Origin of the sequence: sulfur-oxidizing endosymbiont of Gigantopelta aegis (assembly GCF_016097415.1) — a bacterium.
Taxonomy (GTDB): domain Bacteria; phylum Pseudomonadota; class Gammaproteobacteria; order GRL18; family GRL18; genus GRL18.
The window spans coordinates 93,053-110,242 of record NZ_JAEHGE010000001.1; the positions used below are offsets into that span (position 1 = coordinate 93,053).

Annotated in this window: 14 protein-coding genes and 1 pseudogene; 10 read left to right on the forward strand and 5 right to left on the reverse strand. The window is 39.8% G+C overall.

The window, feature by feature from the left end:
• Nucleotides 1-89: 89 nt before the first annotated feature.
• Entirely contained in the window at nucleotides 90-1,010 is a 921-nt protein-coding gene (locus tag JEU79_RS00505) for a LysR family transcriptional regulator (protein ID WP_198262515.1), read from the reverse strand.
• Between the two features lie 335 nt (nucleotides 1,011-1,345).
• Between JEU79_RS00505 and JEU79_RS00510 the strand changes: the two genes are divergently transcribed.
• The 4 genes from JEU79_RS00510 to JEU79_RS00525 all read left to right on the forward strand — a co-directional run bounded on the left by JEU79_RS00510 (nucleotide 1,346) and on the right by JEU79_RS00525 (nucleotide 6,580).
• Nucleotides 1,346-2,728: a ribulose-bisphosphate carboxylase gene (locus JEU79_RS00510; RefSeq protein ID WP_198262516.1), complete on the forward strand. Its 1,383-nt coding sequence runs from the start codon at nucleotides 1,346-1,348 to the stop codon at nucleotides 2,726-2,728.
• Nucleotides 2,729-2,972: 244 nt separating this feature from the next.
• Nucleotides 2,973-3,782: a CbbQ/NirQ/NorQ/GpvN family protein gene (locus JEU79_RS00515; RefSeq protein ID WP_198262517.1), complete on the forward strand. Its 810-nt coding sequence runs from the start codon at nucleotides 2,973-2,975 to the stop codon at nucleotides 3,780-3,782.
• 56 nt (nucleotides 3,783-3,838) lie between these two features.
• On the forward strand, nucleotides 3,839-4,240 hold the full coding sequence (locus JEU79_RS00520) for a hypothetical protein (protein WP_198262518.1): 402 nt from the start codon (nucleotides 3,839-3,841) through the stop codon (nucleotides 4,238-4,240).
• Nucleotides 4,241-4,312: 72 nt separating this feature from the next.
• Nucleotides 4,313-6,580 (forward strand): nitric oxide reductase activation protein NorD, encoded by a 2,268-nt coding sequence (locus tag JEU79_RS00525; RefSeq protein ID WP_198262519.1) that lies wholly within the window; start codon nucleotides 4,313-4,315, stop codon nucleotides 6,578-6,580.
• A 285-nt stretch (nucleotides 6,581-6,865) separates the two neighbouring features.
• On the opposite strand, the gene JEU79_RS00530 is transcribed toward JEU79_RS00525, so the two are convergent.
• A complete protein-coding gene (locus tag JEU79_RS00530; protein ID WP_198262520.1) occupies nucleotides 6,866-8,554 on the reverse strand; it encodes a SulP family inorganic anion transporter in 1,689 nt (562 codons plus the stop codon).
• 716 nt (nucleotides 8,555-9,270) lie between these two features.
• On the opposite strand from JEU79_RS00530, the gene JEU79_RS00535 reads away from it, so the two are divergent.
• Nucleotides 9,271-10,182: a DUF2914 domain-containing protein gene (locus JEU79_RS00535; protein ID WP_198262521.1), complete on the forward strand. Its 912-nt coding sequence runs from the start codon at nucleotides 9,271-9,273 to the stop codon at nucleotides 10,180-10,182.
• A 494-nt stretch (nucleotides 10,183-10,676) separates the two neighbouring features.
• On the opposite strand, the gene JEU79_RS00540 is transcribed toward JEU79_RS00535, so the two are convergent.
• Nucleotides 10,677-11,429 carry a hypothetical protein gene (locus tag JEU79_RS00540; protein WP_198262522.1) on the reverse strand — a complete coding sequence of 251 codons (753 nt, stop codon included), beginning with the start codon at nucleotides 11,427-11,429 and terminating at the stop codon, nucleotides 10,677-10,679.
• Nucleotides 11,430-11,977: 548 nt separating this feature from the next.
• On the opposite strand from JEU79_RS00540, the gene JEU79_RS00545 reads away from it, so the two are divergent.
• The 5 genes from JEU79_RS00545 (at nucleotide 11,978) to JEU79_RS00560 (ending at nucleotide 15,966) form a co-directional block, all read left to right on the forward strand.
• Nucleotides 11,978-12,598, forward strand: a complete 621-nt coding sequence (locus JEU79_RS00545; protein WP_198262523.1) for a hypothetical protein — start codon at nucleotides 11,978-11,980, stop codon at nucleotides 12,596-12,598.
• A gap of 26 nt (nucleotides 12,599-12,624) precedes the next feature.
• Nucleotides 12,625-12,951 carry a transposase gene (locus tag JEU79_RS25845; RefSeq protein WP_246539861.1) on the forward strand — a complete coding sequence of 109 codons (327 nt, stop codon included), beginning with the start codon at nucleotides 12,625-12,627 and terminating at the stop codon, nucleotides 12,949-12,951.
• Nucleotides 12,923-13,783, forward strand: coding sequence for an IS3 family transposase (locus tag JEU79_RS00550; RefSeq protein ID WP_246539870.1), 861 nt, complete (start codon nucleotides 12,923-12,925; stop codon nucleotides 13,781-13,783). Before JEU79_RS25845 ends, JEU79_RS00550 begins: the two co-directional genes overlap by 29 nt.
• Before the next feature lie 368 nt (nucleotides 13,784-14,151).
• Nucleotides 14,152-15,117, forward strand: a complete 966-nt coding sequence (locus tag JEU79_RS00555) for an IS66 family transposase (RefSeq protein WP_198262524.1) — start codon at nucleotides 14,152-14,154, stop codon at nucleotides 15,115-15,117.
• A gap of 237 nt (nucleotides 15,118-15,354) precedes the next feature.
• A complete protein-coding gene (locus JEU79_RS00560) occupies nucleotides 15,355-15,966 on the forward strand; it encodes a hypothetical protein (protein ID WP_198262525.1) in 612 nt (203 codons plus the stop codon).
• Here JEU79_RS00560 and JEU79_RS25850 read toward each other — a convergent pair.
• Nucleotides 15,963-16,175: pseudogene (locus JEU79_RS25850) on the reverse strand (transglycosylase SLT domain-containing protein); the annotation flags it as partial. The gene JEU79_RS00560 and the pseudogene JEU79_RS25850 overlap by 4 nt on opposite strands.
• Nucleotides 16,176-17,123, reverse strand: a complete 948-nt coding sequence (locus tag JEU79_RS00565) for an IS1595 family transposase (protein ID WP_198262526.1) — start codon at nucleotides 17,121-17,123, stop codon at nucleotides 16,176-16,178.
• Nucleotides 17,124-17,190 lie beyond the last annotated feature (67 nt).

A 17,190-nucleotide genomic window follows, 5' to 3' on the forward strand; every position in this document is an offset into this window, starting at 1 on the left:
TGTGTTTTAGCGTCCCTGTAAAGACAAGCTATTTAATCGGATACGAGAGTGACACTGAAAAGTCACCTGTTTATTTAATATTAACCTATTTACATTAGCGGCATATTAAAATTTTCTATCACCTTATCCGCTTCTTGCATTATATAATCTTTAAACACGGTCGCAATAGGGGATAAGCGCTTACCCTCTCTTTGCACCACATACCAATGACGATAGATAGGAAAGCCTTCCACATTGACAATTTTTAAGGTCTTGGCTTTCAACTCCAGTTCAAGCGTATGAATTGACACAATGGCAAGTCCCAAGCCTTCTTCGGCCGCATGTTTAATGGCACGATTATTACTCATGTCCATTTTGGTTTTAAATTCCAGTTCGTGTTCAATAAAAAAACGCTCTACTGCACTTCGCGTACCCGAACCCACTTCCCGGATCACAAATTCTTCCTTGGCTAAATCTTTAAGAGAGACCTGCTTTTTAGCTACAAGATAATGATTCGGGCAAGCCACTACCACTAGAGGGTTTTCCAGCAAGGGTGAAGAAACAAGGTTATAGCCTTCAGGTGGACTACCCATAATCACTAAATCACATTCATTTTTATCTAATAAATCCAATAAAGTACTGCGATTGGTCACTTCCAGACTAATACGGATCTTGGGGTGCACTTTAGCAAAACTCGCTAATAAACGGATCACAAAATGATTGGTGGTACTCGCCACTGCCAATTTCAAATGCCCCTGTTGCAGGGTTTTCATCTGAGAAATATTTTCTTCCAGATCGATCAATTGCTGAATAGTACTTCGAGCATAAGTCTGCATTTCATAACCCACATCGGTCAAATACAGTTTTTTACCCAGTTTTTCAATCAGAGGCGTATCCACCTGTTCTTCCAATTGCTTCACCTGCATTGACACCGCAGGCTGGGATAAATGCAGCTCTTTAGCAGCACTAGTATAGTTTAAATGCCTTGCCACCACTTCAAATACTTTTAATTGCCGAAACGTTAAATTCATTAGCTCACCTTTATGTACAAAAACACCTATTTTTATTAAAAAACGATATTTTTTTCTGTGTTTTTCGGTTTTTAGCTCAAAAAAACACTTTATCATAAGTAAAACCTTATGACAAACATAAATAATTAAAGTTTTACTTTATAGTATAAACTTTGTATATTCTCTTCTCTGATTTTACACAGGATTTAACTTTACCTGGCCAGCTTTGTAAAAAGCATTCAACAGCGCTTGGTAAAGACCGTTAAAACTCAGCCACTGCTCTTCAAGCACACAACGCTTCAAGAACACGGCTAAGTTATAAGTAAGTTTTAAGAAATTTAATTAAGGAGTCCAAAATGGATCAATCCGCACGTTATGCAGATTTAAGTTTAGATGAAGATACGTTAATTGCCGAGGGTGGCCACATACTGGTTGCTTATACCATGCATTGTATGCCGGGCTTTGGCGGTTATTTAGAAACTGCTGCTCACTTTGCTGCTGAGTCTTCAACCGGTACCAACGTTGAAGTTTCAACCACTGATGACTTCACTAAAAACCTGGATGCGATGGTCTATGAAATAGACGAAGCTAAAGGCATCATGAAGATTGCTTATCCTAATGACTTGTTTGACCGCAACGTTATTGATGGTCGTGCCATGGTTGTTTCATTTCTAACACTTGCTATTGGTAACAACCAGGGCATGGGTGATGTTAAAGATGCACAGATGCAAGATTTCTATGTACCGCCTGCTATGTTAGCTCTTTTTGACGGTCCTGCGATTGATATCACTGATATGTGGAACCTATTAGGTCGTTCAAGAACTGAAGGTGGTTATATTGCTGGAACAATCATTAAGCCTAAATTAGGTTTACGTCCAGAGCCATTTGCAGAAGCAGCTTACCAGTTCTGGTTAGGTGGTGACTTCATTAAAAATGACGAGCCTCAAGGTAACCAAGTTTTCTGTCCTATGAAGAAAGTTTTACCTTTAGTTCATGATGCCATGAAACGTGCTCAAGACGAAACTGGCGAAGCTAAAATCTTCTCTATGAACATCACTGCTGATGATTATCATGAAATGTGTGCTCGTGCGGACTTCGGTCTAGAGACATTTGGTGAAGATGCACCACGCTTAGCATTCTTAGTTGATGGCTATGTGGGTGGACCTGGTATGGTGACAACTGCACGTCGTCAATACCCATCACAGTATTTACATTATCACCGTGCTGGTCATGGTGCGATCACTTCACCTTCATCGGTTCGTGGTTATACTGCATTCGTACTGGCTAAACTTTCTCGTCTTATGGGCGCTTCTGGTATCCACGTGGGTACCATGGGTTACGGTAAAATGGAAGGTGGTGCAGACGATAGAAACATCGCTTACATGATTGAACGTGACAGTGCTGATGGTCCTTTCTATCACCAAGAGTGGCGCGGAATGAAGCCTACTACCCCGATTATTTCTGGTGGTATGAATGCTTTACGCCTACCAGGTTTCTTCGAGAACTTAGGTCACGGTAATGTCATCAACACTTCTGGTGGTGGTTCTTACGGACATATTGATTCTCCAGCAGCCGGTGCAGTCTCTTTACGTCAGTCTTATGATTGTTGGAAAGAAGGTGCTGACCCAATTGAATATGCGAAAGAGCATAACGAATTTGCTCGTGCCTTTGAGTCATTCCCAGGTGATGCGGATTCAATCTTCCCAGGTTGGAGAGACAAGCTAGGCGTTCATAAATAAAATGAACTCTGAGTTTAAGGGATGAGGCTACTCTAAAAGCGCTTCATCTCTCAGTACTAAAATTTAAAGCCCCTGATTTTAGGGGCTTTTTTTTTCAAAGTTTTTTAAGACAATTAAAAAAAACAGATCAACTTTGTATGATTTTTTTAGGTTTAAAACAAAAGAAGCCATACAAAGTTGATTTAAACCGTAACAATAACGTTGCAATCGGTAATAGACAAACCACTAAATAGGTAAAATAAAAATGAGTGAGCAAAATATTGAGCAATACTTAATTAATGAAGAGCCTTTTTATCAAGCACAAGATAATGAAGTGGCATTATATGAAGCAGCCTATAATGGTCGTTTACCCGTGATGATTAAAGGCCCAACCGGTTGTGGTAAATCGCGTTTTATCGAACACATGGCCTGGAAATTACAAAAACCATTAATCACTGTGGCCTGTAATGAAGATATGACCGCCTCTGATCTAGTCGGTCGTTATTTATTAGATGCCAATGGCACACGCTGGTTAGATGGTCCATTAACCATTGCCGCTCGTATTGGTGCAATCTGCTACTTAGATGAAATCGTTGAAGCCCGTCAAGATACCACAGTGGTCATACACCCTTTAACGGATCACCGTCGCAATCTACCCTTAGATAAAAAAGGTGAGCTGATCAATGCCCACCCTGACTTTCAATTAGTTATTTCATATAACCCGGGCTATCAAAGCTTGATGAAAGATTTAAAACAATCCACTAAACAACGTTTTACTGCGCTGGACTTTGATTACCCGACTGCCGACACTGAGGCAAAAATTATTGCCAGTGAAGCCAGTATCGATTTAGAAACAGCAGCTAAATTAGTTAAAATTGCAGAAGCAGCCAGAAACTTAAAAGGTCACGGCTTAGATGAAGGTATTTCTACTCGCCTAATGGTTTATGCTGCACAACTCATGAATCAAGGCGTTGGTCAGGCTGATGCTTGTCGTATGGCCTTAGTCAGGCCCATTACGGATGATGCTGATATCCGCAATACGCTGAATCATGCCGTTGATGCCGTCTTTGCTTAATAACACCCTTGTATAAGAGCAGTATAAGAGCAATACATAAGCGGGTAGAAATAACTATGAATAGCATTGATATAAGTGTCGATTTTTCTTTTCAAGGCACGCATTACACACCAGTCATCACCATCGACCTGGATCTTTTTGTGCAACAAAAAGAGCCTACGTCGTTTCACCGACTAATTGCCAACCAACATCAAATTGACTGCTATTCTTATTTATATGAAGTGTTAGAGTCCAGTAGCATTATCTATTGCAACCCGCAAGGCATGGCAGTCGAGCATATCAAAGACAATTACTTTGATTTAGCGGGCTATGCGCAATACGCCAGAGAAAGCAAAGTAGCTGATGCGCTGTTAAACATTGCCCAAAAAGAAATGGGCATTACTGACTTTAGCAACAATCAAGCACTTAAAAATGCCTTATTGCAGGCATATGAACTTGGCAGTGCTCAAAGCCTTTAGCCAATAAAAAGCCTTTAGCTTAGAAAAAAGCCTTTCGCCAATATAGAATTTAGCCACATTCAGGTGCACAGTATGGATCAAGAATTACTAGAACAATACCGAAGTCAATTAAAATGCAGTTTCGAGCAACTTGATGATACCTTCGAAGACTGTATGCTTGAAGCCTTCATTTCTCTATCCGATCAGGGCATCAAAGACTACCTTAAAGGCGCCTCCTTAGTGTGCATGATTGGACGTGGCTTTGAACCCGTCCTAGTTTATCTTGAAGAAATGCCTCAGGTGGCTAAATTATTAGGTGAAAAAAGCCTGACAACCGTTTCTCAAATCGTGTGGGAGTTATCACGCTCACCGAATGGCAATTCCATCCCACCATTTTTAAACTCTGTGGCTGAAGCCGCTCGTCGCCTGGGCAGTGAAGAATTATTTCAAAAATACATTGACCTATTATGTGCTTTAGCAGAAAAAACCACCGGTTCAATTCATGGTCATCACACGACATTCCCTAGCCCCGGTTTACCATTACTACTGGCCAACATCCCCTACCTTCTGAACCAATTATCACTGGAAGGCTTACAGAATTGGGTCGATTATGGCGTCAGAAATTATCCCGATCATCCCGAACGTCAGGAGAACTATTTTTCACTGCAATCTGCTGACAGTAAAGCCATTTTACAACGTGAACGTCATGGCACATTATTTATCGACAATGAACGCAAACTCAGTTTGTACCTGAAGGCGCTATGGAATAAAAAACTTTACATGATCCCTTATTCCACGGGTTTTGATGAATTACGCAAGCCTATTCCCTACTATGACAACTTAGGCGCTCGCTTACCCGATGTACTGGATGACATCCAAGGTGCAAATGGTGAAACAGTGCTCGGCATTGATCGTTATCGCGCTATTTTAGCCCACATTGTTGGTCATAAGCGCTGGTCATCCGCAATATTTGCCGATAACCTCAGTCCATTTCAGCGTATTGCTGTAGAGTTATTCGAAGATTCCCGGGTTGAATATTTAGCCGCTAAAATCTACCCGGGTCTGCGTAAAATATTTTTATCACTGCATCCTAAGCCTATTGAAGATGATTGTAAGATGGAGCAGGAATCCTGTATTCGTCATCGCTTAACCATGCTCTCTTACGCCATTTTAAACCCCGAGCATGATTATAAAAATGCCGACATTATAGAATTCAGCCAGCGTTTTCATGATGCTATGCTCGCCAGCGATGCCAGCACCCAAGCGATGTCCGTCCTTGCCACTTCTTTCATTGCCCGCACACGCAGACAAACAGACCAACTCGCCAATATGTATTTTAAAGACACCGAAGTGGCCTATCGAGATGATAACCGCCACCTCTGGAAGTTTATTGAAATGGGTGACGAAGAGGAAATGTTTGCTCAAAAAGAAAGTCAGGCCAAAGAAGATGAGGAAGAAGACAAGGGTTTACCTCCCAGACACTATCATGAATGGGATTATGCGACAAAATCCTATCGCCCTGACTGGGTCAGCCTATATGAAACCTTGCATCCACCGGGCAATCCTGCCGACATTGATGCCTTATTAGACAAGCATGCCATCTTAGCCAAACGCTTAAAACAATTGCTGGATCTGTTAAAACCACAGCAATACGTCCGTGTTCGCTATCAGGAAGACGGCAGTGAACTGGATTTAGACACCGCCATACGCTCTTTGATAGATTATAAGAGTGGTTCAACGCCCGATCCACGCATTAATATGAGTCATAAACACGATGGTCGTGACATTGCCGTCATGTTGCTATTGGATTTGTCCGCCTCATTGAATGAAACACCGCCCGGCAGTGATAAAACCATCTTAGAACTCAGCCAGGAAGCCGTGGCCTTATTGTCCTATGCCATTGAGCATTTAGGCGACCAATTTGCCATTGCCGGATTCTCATCCAATACCCGCCATGAAGTCCGTTACCAGCATATTAAAGGTTATAGCGAACACTGGGGCGATGAAGTGAAAGCACGCCTAGCCGCCATTGAAGCAGGCTATTCAACTCGCATGGGTGCCGCATTACGTCATGCCGCTCACTACCTGGGCAATTGTCAGGCAGAGAAAAAATTATTATTAGTACTGACCGATGGCGAACCCGCTGACATTGATGTCAGTGATTCAAAATTGTTAATTGAAGACACTCGCAAAGCGGTACAAGAACTCGATCAAGATGGTATCTACACCTTCTGTATCAACCTTGATCCCCATGCTGATGACTATGTGCAAACCATCTTTGGTAAGCAATTTTTAGTCATTGACAAAGTAGAGCAGTTGCCGGAAAAACTACCCTACTTGTTTATGTCTCTGACGGGCTGATAAATTAAGCTCAACGTCATCCCAAAACAGGGGTATACTATAGAAATAATATTAAGTATTACGTTAAAAGATAGTCTAAGCTAACAAAATAATTATTGAGTCACCTCTTTTGAAGAACAAATATCCAAGCTGCTAAACAGGAAGCACTCAACACCATCGATCACTGGATAAGATCAGAAAGGGATAACAAGCAGTGAAAGAAGGCAAAACAATCACTAGCGAGGAACTTAAGCGAGAAATTGATTCATGGTAATTTGGTCAGAGGCATTGGTTCAAATGGCTTGATCACTTTGCTAACGCTGCACAAATGGCTTTAGTACGATCATTGAACTCATGCCCTTTCTTTAAATATCGTTTGGCTTTGAGTTTTTCTAATGTTTCGTTAACTTCTAAACTTGCACCAGTTATATAGGCTTGATGATCGGCCAATTTTAGTCCTTCAAGTATTTCATCAATGGCCTTGCAGGACGTGTAATCAATTGCAGTCATTTCATGCATATCAAGAATTAAACTATCATAATCCGTATATTCTGATAGTTTTTGTACCATGTTCTTAGCCGAAGTAAAACTTCTGGGGCCAGAGAGTTTGTAAATTAAAATTTTTCCTTTTGCTTTATCCAATAATTCAGCTTCTTCATCACTGAGTGATTCATCATCTTCTTTAGAGCGAATTATATGCATTGATTTAACTTGTAAATCCGTCATACGATGCATAAAAACAAATGATGCCATAACCATACCAATTGCCACTGCTTCGATTAGATCAACAAATACAGTCAAAAAGAAGACTGTCAACATCATCATAACTCCAGCAATGGGAGAGTGGCGAATTTGTTTTAAATAATCCCAATCAATAATATCTGTCCCAACTTTAATTAAAATACCAGCTAATACCGCTTTAGGGATAAACAGCGCCAAAGATCCAAGGCCAAGCACAATCGCCAGTAAAACCAAAGCATGTAATGCGCCAGAAATAGGGGTCATTCCACCCGCACGAACATTAACCACAGTGCGCATTGTGGCTCCTGCTCCAGGTAGTCCACCAAAAGCACCCGCGACCATATTACCAATTCCTTGCCCAATTAACTCCTGATTGGGCTTATGATAGGTTCTAGTCATATTATCAGCCACTAGTGAAGTCAATAAAGAATCAATCGAGCCTAATGCCCCCAAAATTAATCCCGATTTTATCATATCAACAAGCAAGTTTAATTCAATGGTTGGGAAAATCAATCCAGGAAATCCTGAAGGTATGTCACCAATAATCGATACTCCAGACATTAGGTAGGTAGAGGAATCACCCTGCTTAAGAAGTTCAATTTGACCATTACTCAAAAAATATAATACCAAAGTGCCTCCAACCAAAGCCACAAGTGGAGCGGGTATAATGACAGTGATCTTCTTGGGCAAGCCATAAACAATGGCCAAAGTCATAGTGGAAAGTATAACTGCCAGCCAAACCGGTTCATGTAAGGTTTGAGGGAACTGTATGAGTGCACCTAATGGGGTAGATAAAGCAACTTGTCCAAAGAGAGGTTGTAATTGCAATAAAATAATAATAACACCGATACCCGACATAAAGCCGGAGACGACAGGATGAGGGATTAAAGAAATAAAACGTCCGATTTTGAGCAAACCAAAGAGGATTTGAAAGGCTCCCCCAAATATAACCACAGTAAAGGCTAGTGCCATGCCATGTGAGAGATCGTTTGGGAACATAGATGTATATTGTACAAAAATAACAGCCATAACAACTGTCATAGGCCCTGTTGGACCTGATACCTGAGCAGGTGTGCCACCAAAGATAGCAGCAAAAAAACCGACAAAAATTGCCCCATAAATGCCCGCCATTGGCCCGGCACCAGAGGTAACACCCATTCCCATTGCAAGTGGTAAGGCCACAACTGCAGCAGTTAAACCGCCATAAATGTCGCCTTTAATGTTATTAAAATGTAATCCGTTAAAAAATATCATAAAAATTTGGCGTTCTAAATTATTAAGTTATAGTATCTCACGCTTCATCTAAGAGTGATTCTCTTTTCTAAAGTGTCTGTCAGATTATATGTAAATTAAATTTTTCTTCCCAAAATGCTTCACTATCAATTAAAATGTAAAGTGTGATACGTCCACAACACTTTTTCCCTGCTGAGTTCGTTCATTATTATAGCATTTCACCCATTCGTCCAGATATTTTTATCATTCATCTATTTGCAATATACAGCCAGACACCCAGTAAATTCTGTTCCGCCTGTAGTGATTTTATTAATGTTGCCACTAACTTTTATCCTTCTGAGCCATTATTTCACGGCCTCTGGCTTTAATCACATCAATATCCAATAATTTCCCTCATCGCTGTCTAATGAACTGATTCCTGCTTGTTTATGTCTCTTGGCTTACTATATAAACACAACGTTAAATCTACTCGGATTTAACGGAATCGGCAAAGAAAAAGCCTGACAATGGCAGTCCTGAGAAGTAATTCATATTTCTCTTGAAGAATTGAGCATCTCCCCATATTATTGTCCAGCAATAACAAATTCTAAGCATGTTTTTCAAAGGATATGCCTGTAATACTTGGAAATGCATCCTAAGGGCACTTCCAAATATCATGGGTATAGATCATCAAAATGATCTTAAACCTCTCCAAAGTACGACTAACCGCTTTGGATACACGATTTATGGAAGAATAAATGGCGACTAAAATCAGTATCAATATCGATCTGTCCCAATCCAATCGCACTCATTCACACGACGATTTAGCACCTAAGAACAAGAGTCTAACTGCTCCCGTTGAATACAAATACCGATACGACAGAATTTTTTTATTCGCAGTTATCACTTTAATTATTATTGCTGTTAGCCTGTATTTACTTTTTACTGAAGAAGAAAATGTCGATCAGAAAACATCAAAATCCATTCCGGCACATGAAATTATCAAGGAAAGACACCTGACGGTGCCACCTTCTATTCCGCAAAAGCCACGTAAACATCTCGTTTCTCTTTATTATGAAGAAATCAACCCATTTGAAACCTTTCAGTTTCCCCTAAAAAAGCCAACACCCATCCCCGAAAAGCCTCATCTAGCCAAAGAGATAGCAGAGCCCTCTAAACCACTTTCTGACGAGAAGATAAAAATTGAAGACCTTCAGGAGATTGAAGTCGAATTAAAAATAAAAGTGCCTGCTCCTACTATTTTAAATCCTCCTCAGCCAAGCAAAGGAGTCAACGATAGCACGGAAGAACCCGATTTTATTCAAATTTACTCAAATGATCTGAGCCGGGTTTTACTGGTTAGTAATATCTATAAAAAAGAACCCCTCAATAAACTCTCTTACATTGTCACTGGACAGGAAGACAGTGCAAAAAAAACCTATCTTTTCACACAAATTGACAATCGAATGGGTCAAAGCATCGAACATCAATGGTGGTATAAAGACAAAATGCGCTATCAAAGAAAGTTTACAATTCTAGGCCAACGCTGGCGTTGTTATTCCAGTAAAAATCTGGGCAAACTGCAACAAGGAAAGTGGTTAATCAAGGTCGTAGATGAAAATGGTGACACCTTATCAACCGTCAACTTCAAATATCAAACTGCCCCATAAGGTGTACTTTGCTCTGAGGCATCCGCTAGGTAGGTTCTGAATGTTTGTCCACTTTGTGGATCCAGAGACACTATAAGGCTTCGGATCAATGCGCACCTGACTCAGTGAAAAGCGATGACCCCACTGATTTTATCAAGATGCTTATATTTTATTAAGAAAACACCAAAATCATCGGTGCTTTTTTCCCCTCCGATACATTTTCTAGTTAGTGCCCATCCGTAAATAGGTTTTTTATATAAATAATCGTAGGGTGGGCACGCTTTTTGTGCCCACGCTGAAAGTGTACATAATAAGCGCTTGAGTCAGCGTGGGCAGATAAAGCCATGCCCACCCTACGGTCAAAATTATCAAATAATTCTAGAATAAACGGATGGACACTAGTTACCTATTTTTCATTGAATCTATCATCAATTAAATATTGACTGAGTACCCTTTCACTACGCATAACAATTACTAGTGGCAGATAAACACAATACATTAAAGTAAAAGGTTAACTACTGAGTTTTAGGGAGTTTAGATGAAATAACGACATCATCGATAGCATACCAGCGCTCTCTTTCAGACAAGGGGGCGTTTTTATCTAAGTTAAAACGATAAAAATCATTCCCCCCAAAAGAAATGCTATTCCATTTTGCATTCATGTTTCCCCCCGTACCGATCCAAGGGACTTTAGGCATACTAATAATAAGTTTTCCATCAAACCAGTGTCTTAGAATTCCATCTTGCACCCCCGGAGCGCTATTGAGTTTGACATAAAAGGCTAATTCATGCCATTTATCAGAAAACACCTGCTCATGCCAAACAGTCCCCTCTTTAGGTAAGTAGCCACCATTCAATAAATCAGGTATCGATGGGTGCACGTCAAGCCATTTTAAATCTGAAGTATAATTTGCAGACATGTCACCACGAAATATTTTTCTTGGTGATGAACCAACAACGGGGGCAGTACAAAAGTAACTTACTTCTTGAGGATCACACCTAAATGCATGGAAATGTCTAACACCATACGTATTATTTCCCCATTCATAGAGATAAATCGGGGCACTATTGCCTTCTTTAAAGAATTTACTTCTTTCACCTACGCCATCATAACTCAGTATTCGAAAGAGTTTTATTATTCCCGTTTTACCACCATAACCTTCTGTGAACCCTTTTTGAAATTTGATTTTAAATTTAACATAAACCTCATTGCTTGGTTGTATATCTTTAGTTAAAAAGCCGTCCGAAGCAAAACTATCTGGCGTCAACTACCTTGTCCGGTTGGCGACAATTAGCTTGGCCGGTTTCTAATTTATTATTTTATTCATAGTGAGTTTTTTACAATCGATTATTCTCCTTTAATTGTCTGCTCTTCTTTTTAACTTGATTTTTCTTTAGTCGCTGCTCTTGATCTGGCTCTAGGGCGAAAAGCGACCGATGTGCGGCTTTTGCTCTTGCACGAGGCCACTTTGAGCTTTTTGGCTTTTCGCCCGCTCTATGCTTTTTATCTTGCTTTTAAAATGTTCAGCGATCAATGAGTTAGCCATTAATCTAGTAACTTCTCAATAAGTCTGTGCAAAACTTGAAATAAAAACAAAAAAAGTCTTGACAGCATTTTAGAGGACAAAAATTGCATTTTCACTGCCCCATGTAATTTATCCCTATAAATGATCCTGTCGATCTGTCTCAGATCGAAATAGAATATTTTTGAATATTATCTTAACTGAGAGGGAGTTTGATCAACACAGGGCAAACTAAAGAGCCTTAAAAAGCCATGATACAATTGTTTTATTGAAAACAACCTGTATTGATTATAGTGAAAAAATTACCTCCAATTCCAGAGATACCTGAAGAAGAAAAGACACCGGTAGTCCGATTACTCCTTGCTTTCATGGAGCAACAACAGGAAATCATTCAAAACCAACAGGTTGAAATCGATGCCCTTAAAACAGAAGTTGCTAAGCTTAAAAAGCTACCTCCAAAGCCTAAAATAAGAGCCAGTAAATTGCCAAAGGATGATGACAATGATAATCCGACAGGTCATTCAGGAAGCAAGAAAAACAACTCAGGAAATGGGACTAGTAAAAGTCGTAAACGAAAGAAGAAATTGGCTATTCATAAAACCACCGTTATCAAACCAGATAACCTGCCAGAACATTCACGTTTTTTAGGGTATCAGGATTATTTTGTTCAGGAGCTGCTGATTAAGCCTTTCAATACTCGTTATCGATTGGCTCGCTATAAAACACCCGATGGTGATACCTGTATAGGAAAATTGAGCTTTGATACACATATAGGACATTTTGGCCATACATTACAGAGTTATATCGTTTATCAATATTATCACCAGAGAGTGACTCAGCCATTGATAATACAACAATTAACAGAATTAGGTTTTAATGTGGCTATACTTAACCGGACACACAACTTAAAATAACTAAAAAATAAAAAGTGTGACCTAAAATGAATGATCAAACAAAAAAACCGAATAAAAGCTATACATCAGAATTTAAAGAATCAGCTGTCAAATTAGCTAATGAGACGGATCAACCCGTTTCTCAGACTGCCAGGGAGCTAGGTGTTAATGTAAATACTCTACATACCTGGATCAGTAAATATTCCAAACCGGTGAAGACGGTAGCCAATAGAAGTGATGAACACATTTATGATGAAGTAAAACGTCTGAAAAAAGAATTGGCAAAAGTGATTCAGGAGCGTGATTTATTAAAAAGGCCACAGCGTACTTTGCAAGGGAAACTTTGTGAAGTACGCATGGATAGATCAGGCTAAAGATTACCCGGTAACGATTCTGTGCCGTTTTATGGATGTTTCCCGTAGTTGCTATTATGATTGGGTTAGCTCTCCTAAAACGGATAGAGAGAAAGAAAATGAAGCGCTTACTGAGCAGCTAAAAAACTGTTTGAAGACAGTCGCAAGACTTATGGAACCCGTCGTCTTAAAAAGAAAACTGGCTGAAAAAGGCGTTCATATAAGCCGCCGGAGAATTGGTCGATTAATGAAAAAAGCCGGTTTGTTTTGTAAAACGAAGAGACGCTTTAAAGCGACGACTAATTCCAAGCATAATAAGCGTATATCTCCAAATTTACTGGAAAGAGAGTTTACTGTCTCTCAACCTGATCGCTACTATGTGGGTGATATTACCTATATTGCCACCAAGGAAGGCTGGTTATATTTAGCGGTTGTCATTGACTTATTCTCTAGGCAAATTGTTGGCTGGTCGATGGATGAGCGAATGAAAGCCAAGCTAGTCAATGATGCTTTACTGATGGCCATATGGAAGCGTAAACCAATGGATGGATTGCTTTGGCATACTGACCGAGGTAGCCAATATGCCTCTGATAGTCATAGAAAAATATTGTCGGATCATAACATAATTCAGTCTATGAGCCGCAAAGGAAATTGCTGGGACAATGCTGTATCAGAGAGCTTCTTTCATAGTTTGAAAACTGAATTGACGCACCATTGTCGATTCAAAACCAGAGTAGAAGCAAAGCAGGCAATATTTGAATATATTGAGGTATTTTATAATCGGGAGCGACTTCATTCGGCTAATGATTATTTGTCACCAGTCGATTATGAAATACAGCAGGAAATAGCTTAAATCGATTGATTGAAGAGGGGTAAAAGGCGACATAAATGCCGCCCATTACCGTTGACGGCCATCGGCTCCTCAGCCTGTGCCGTGAAGATATTGTAACAGGATCATTACCGTTGTGAAAATACCTTGGGTGAATGGAACGGCTCTATCGTTCCAGAGGGCAAAGCCCTTTCTCTTCATCTGTTTAAAGTTAACATGAGAAACTAAAATGATAGGAAATACAAAATGACAAAAATCACTTGAAACAGCCAAAAAAATATTTAGAAAACTGTCCGGAAAAGTGTTGACACATCAGTTTTGATATTTCAACGGGTCAGATCAATGAGATTTTAATCCATGACAAAGACCATTTTCATACTGAAAAAAATACATTGCTAACTGCCGGTATCAACAATAGTACTTATATCCATGTTGATGATACGGGTAGTCGTCATGATGGAAAGAATGGTTATTGTACTCACGTTGGCAATGAAACCTTTGCCTGGTTTTCAAGTACTCGATATAAGAGCCGGATTAATTTTCTACAATTGTTACGAGGTGCTGCTGTTGATTATACGCTCAACGATGCAGCACTTGATTATATGAGAGCAGAAAAATTACCTCACAAGCCATTGAGCGTTATTGAACAAAGTCATCAGACTTGCTTTGATAATGAAGAAGCCTGGAAATACTATCTGCAGAACAATAGTATCATAACACAACGGCATGTTCGCATTGCCACAGAAGGCGCTTTACTGGGGGCATTAATTAACAGTGGCTTTCCAAGTGATTTGGTGATTGTGAGTGATGATGCAGGACAATTTGATATTTTGTTGCACGCATTATGTTGGATACATGCAGACAGAGTGTTTCAGCGGATACTACCACTCAATGAGCGACATGATAAAGAACTGAACTGGGTACATACTCAGATTTGGGAACTATTTTATGATCTCAAACAATATAAACTTGAGCCAGATGATCCGTTGAAGTCAGCGATTGCTGAACATTTTGATGAATTGTGCCGGACTAAAACAAGCTTTGAAACGTTGAATCAGGCACTGAAACGATTGGCAAGAAATAAAACAGAATTACTGCTGGTATTGGAACGGCCTGATATTCCTCTTCATAATAATTTGAGTGAAAATGATATTCGAGAATATGTTATTAAGCGTAAAATTAGTGGTAGTACACGCTCAAAGGATGGGCAACTTTGCAGAGATACCTTTGTCAGTTTAAAGAAAACTTGTTTGAAACAAGGAATTTCATTCTGGGATTTTATTAATGACCGGATCAGCAAGAGAAATTTGATCCCATATCTGCCTGAGTTGCTGAAAGGTAAAGTTTGTGCTGTTTAAATGCACAGACTTATTGAGAAGTTACGATCTACAAACCGCAGAAAACCCTCGTTTTGATGCGGAGCTGCAACAAGAAGGTGTGACCTGTGCTGCTTGTCATGTTAAAGACGGAGTGATTTATGGTCCTTATAAAAGGACTTACTCAATGCCCCCCATCCTGTTGCCTATGATGAAAAATTCCTCACCAAAGAACTCTGTAGACAATGCCATGAAGTGCCCAGTAAAGAATTTTCTCTCATGAATGAAGGCATCTGTAGCACCGGCATGGAATCCAATACCGGCCAATGGGCTGCTAGGGGTTACACTTGTCAAGATTGCCACATGCCCGCTATCAAACGTCCGCTAATGAGCGGCTACCCCGTCAGAGAAGGACGTAAACATACCTGGCCAGGTGCTTACTCGACAACACAATTACAAAAAGTGTTCACTTTTAAAGCCACAGCAAAACAAAATGAACTCAGCATTACGATCACTAATAGTGGCGCAGGCCACAAAGCACCCACGGGTGATACTGATCGATTCATTACTCTGGATTTTTTCTGGATAGATGAGAAGGGCCAAAGAACTGAACTTGACTCCATTGAATTCAAACGTCAGGTCGTCTGGCAGCCCATTATGTTTGTCTTAGCAGACAATCGCCTTGGTGCAGGAGAAAGCACACAGTTCACAAGCACAATTCCAGAGGCTACACCCAATAAAAAAGGCATACTCTACGTCAATGGCACCTATCATGTCATGACCGATCGTTCATTAAAACGTCTTAAAGAAAAATTTGAGTTAAAAAATGAGTGGCCAATCCATCGACCTTTTATTGAACAACAAGAAATTAAAATTCAGTGGCTTCATTAAAAAAACAGCCAACCGCCACTGTCCAAGTCACTTTTACAGCGCTTATATTGAGCGCTATAACGTTTAGCACGTTGATCGACTTTCCTGGCCACTTTTTTCAGCCACGGTTTTGCATTATAACTTTTCTTACGATAGCCGCCCCAGCCCTCATGATAATTCAGGTATTGTCCATAGGCATCCCATTTTGAGACCTTGTTAATTTTACTTGATTACCCATAAAGCTCCGCCATTTTTAGGAGCTTTCCATTCATAGGTGGCGTTTTCATCGCCACGCATAAAAACCTTGGCATCATGTCTTTTAAGTTAAAGCGTCTATTAAACCGATAACAAAATTCAGCAAGATACCGAGGTAAATGTTTTGAGTTAATGGAATGATAGCTTCCCTTCATAGAGTTTTTAATATTACCTATCATAGTGTTAACCCAGATAAACTCAATTTTATCAACACTTGCCGCACCACCACCCGTGACGATTGGAACATGCTTACAGTCAGCTTCTTTAACCGCAGGAAAACAATTTAACCCATCTGAGTAAACAGTACTTCCAGGTGTTAAATGAGTTTGTGCCCATCGTTTTATTTCACTGGATTTAAACCCTTTAAGCACATTTAAATTCATTGCAATCGGGTGTCCATCTTCATTAGTAGAAACGGCTGCAACGAACGGTGTTTTATTTTCTGAACCACGACCTCTGGAGCCGCCTCTGTGCTCACCACCCCAGTAGGCATCATCAATTTGAATGATGCCTGATAAAGGTTTACTGTCATCACGTTCTTTCATAACCTGCATGATCTTTTGTTTCATACTCCAGGCTGTATTGTAGCTTACCTTAAGCTGTCTCTTTAATTCTAATGCTGAAACCGCTGTCTTCAATTGAGTCATAAGATGAATCGCTAAAAACCACTTAGATAAAGGCAGTTTGGTACTATCAAATATTGTCCCACAGGTTGCTGATGTCTGATGATGACAATGGTGGCACTGATAAAGATGGCGATGTTCTAGAGTGCAATAAGTCTTATTGCCACACTCTGGGCAAACAAATCCATCAGGAAATTTCCATTTAAATAAGGCTTGTCGGCACTGTTTGTCAGTGCCATAATCATTAAAAAGCTCAAATAAACTATAACCTTCTTGAAACTGAATTTTATTTTTTGACATCATTCTACTCCACACATAATCTATACTTTAATTATAGTATAATTATAGTATAATTATAGTATAATTA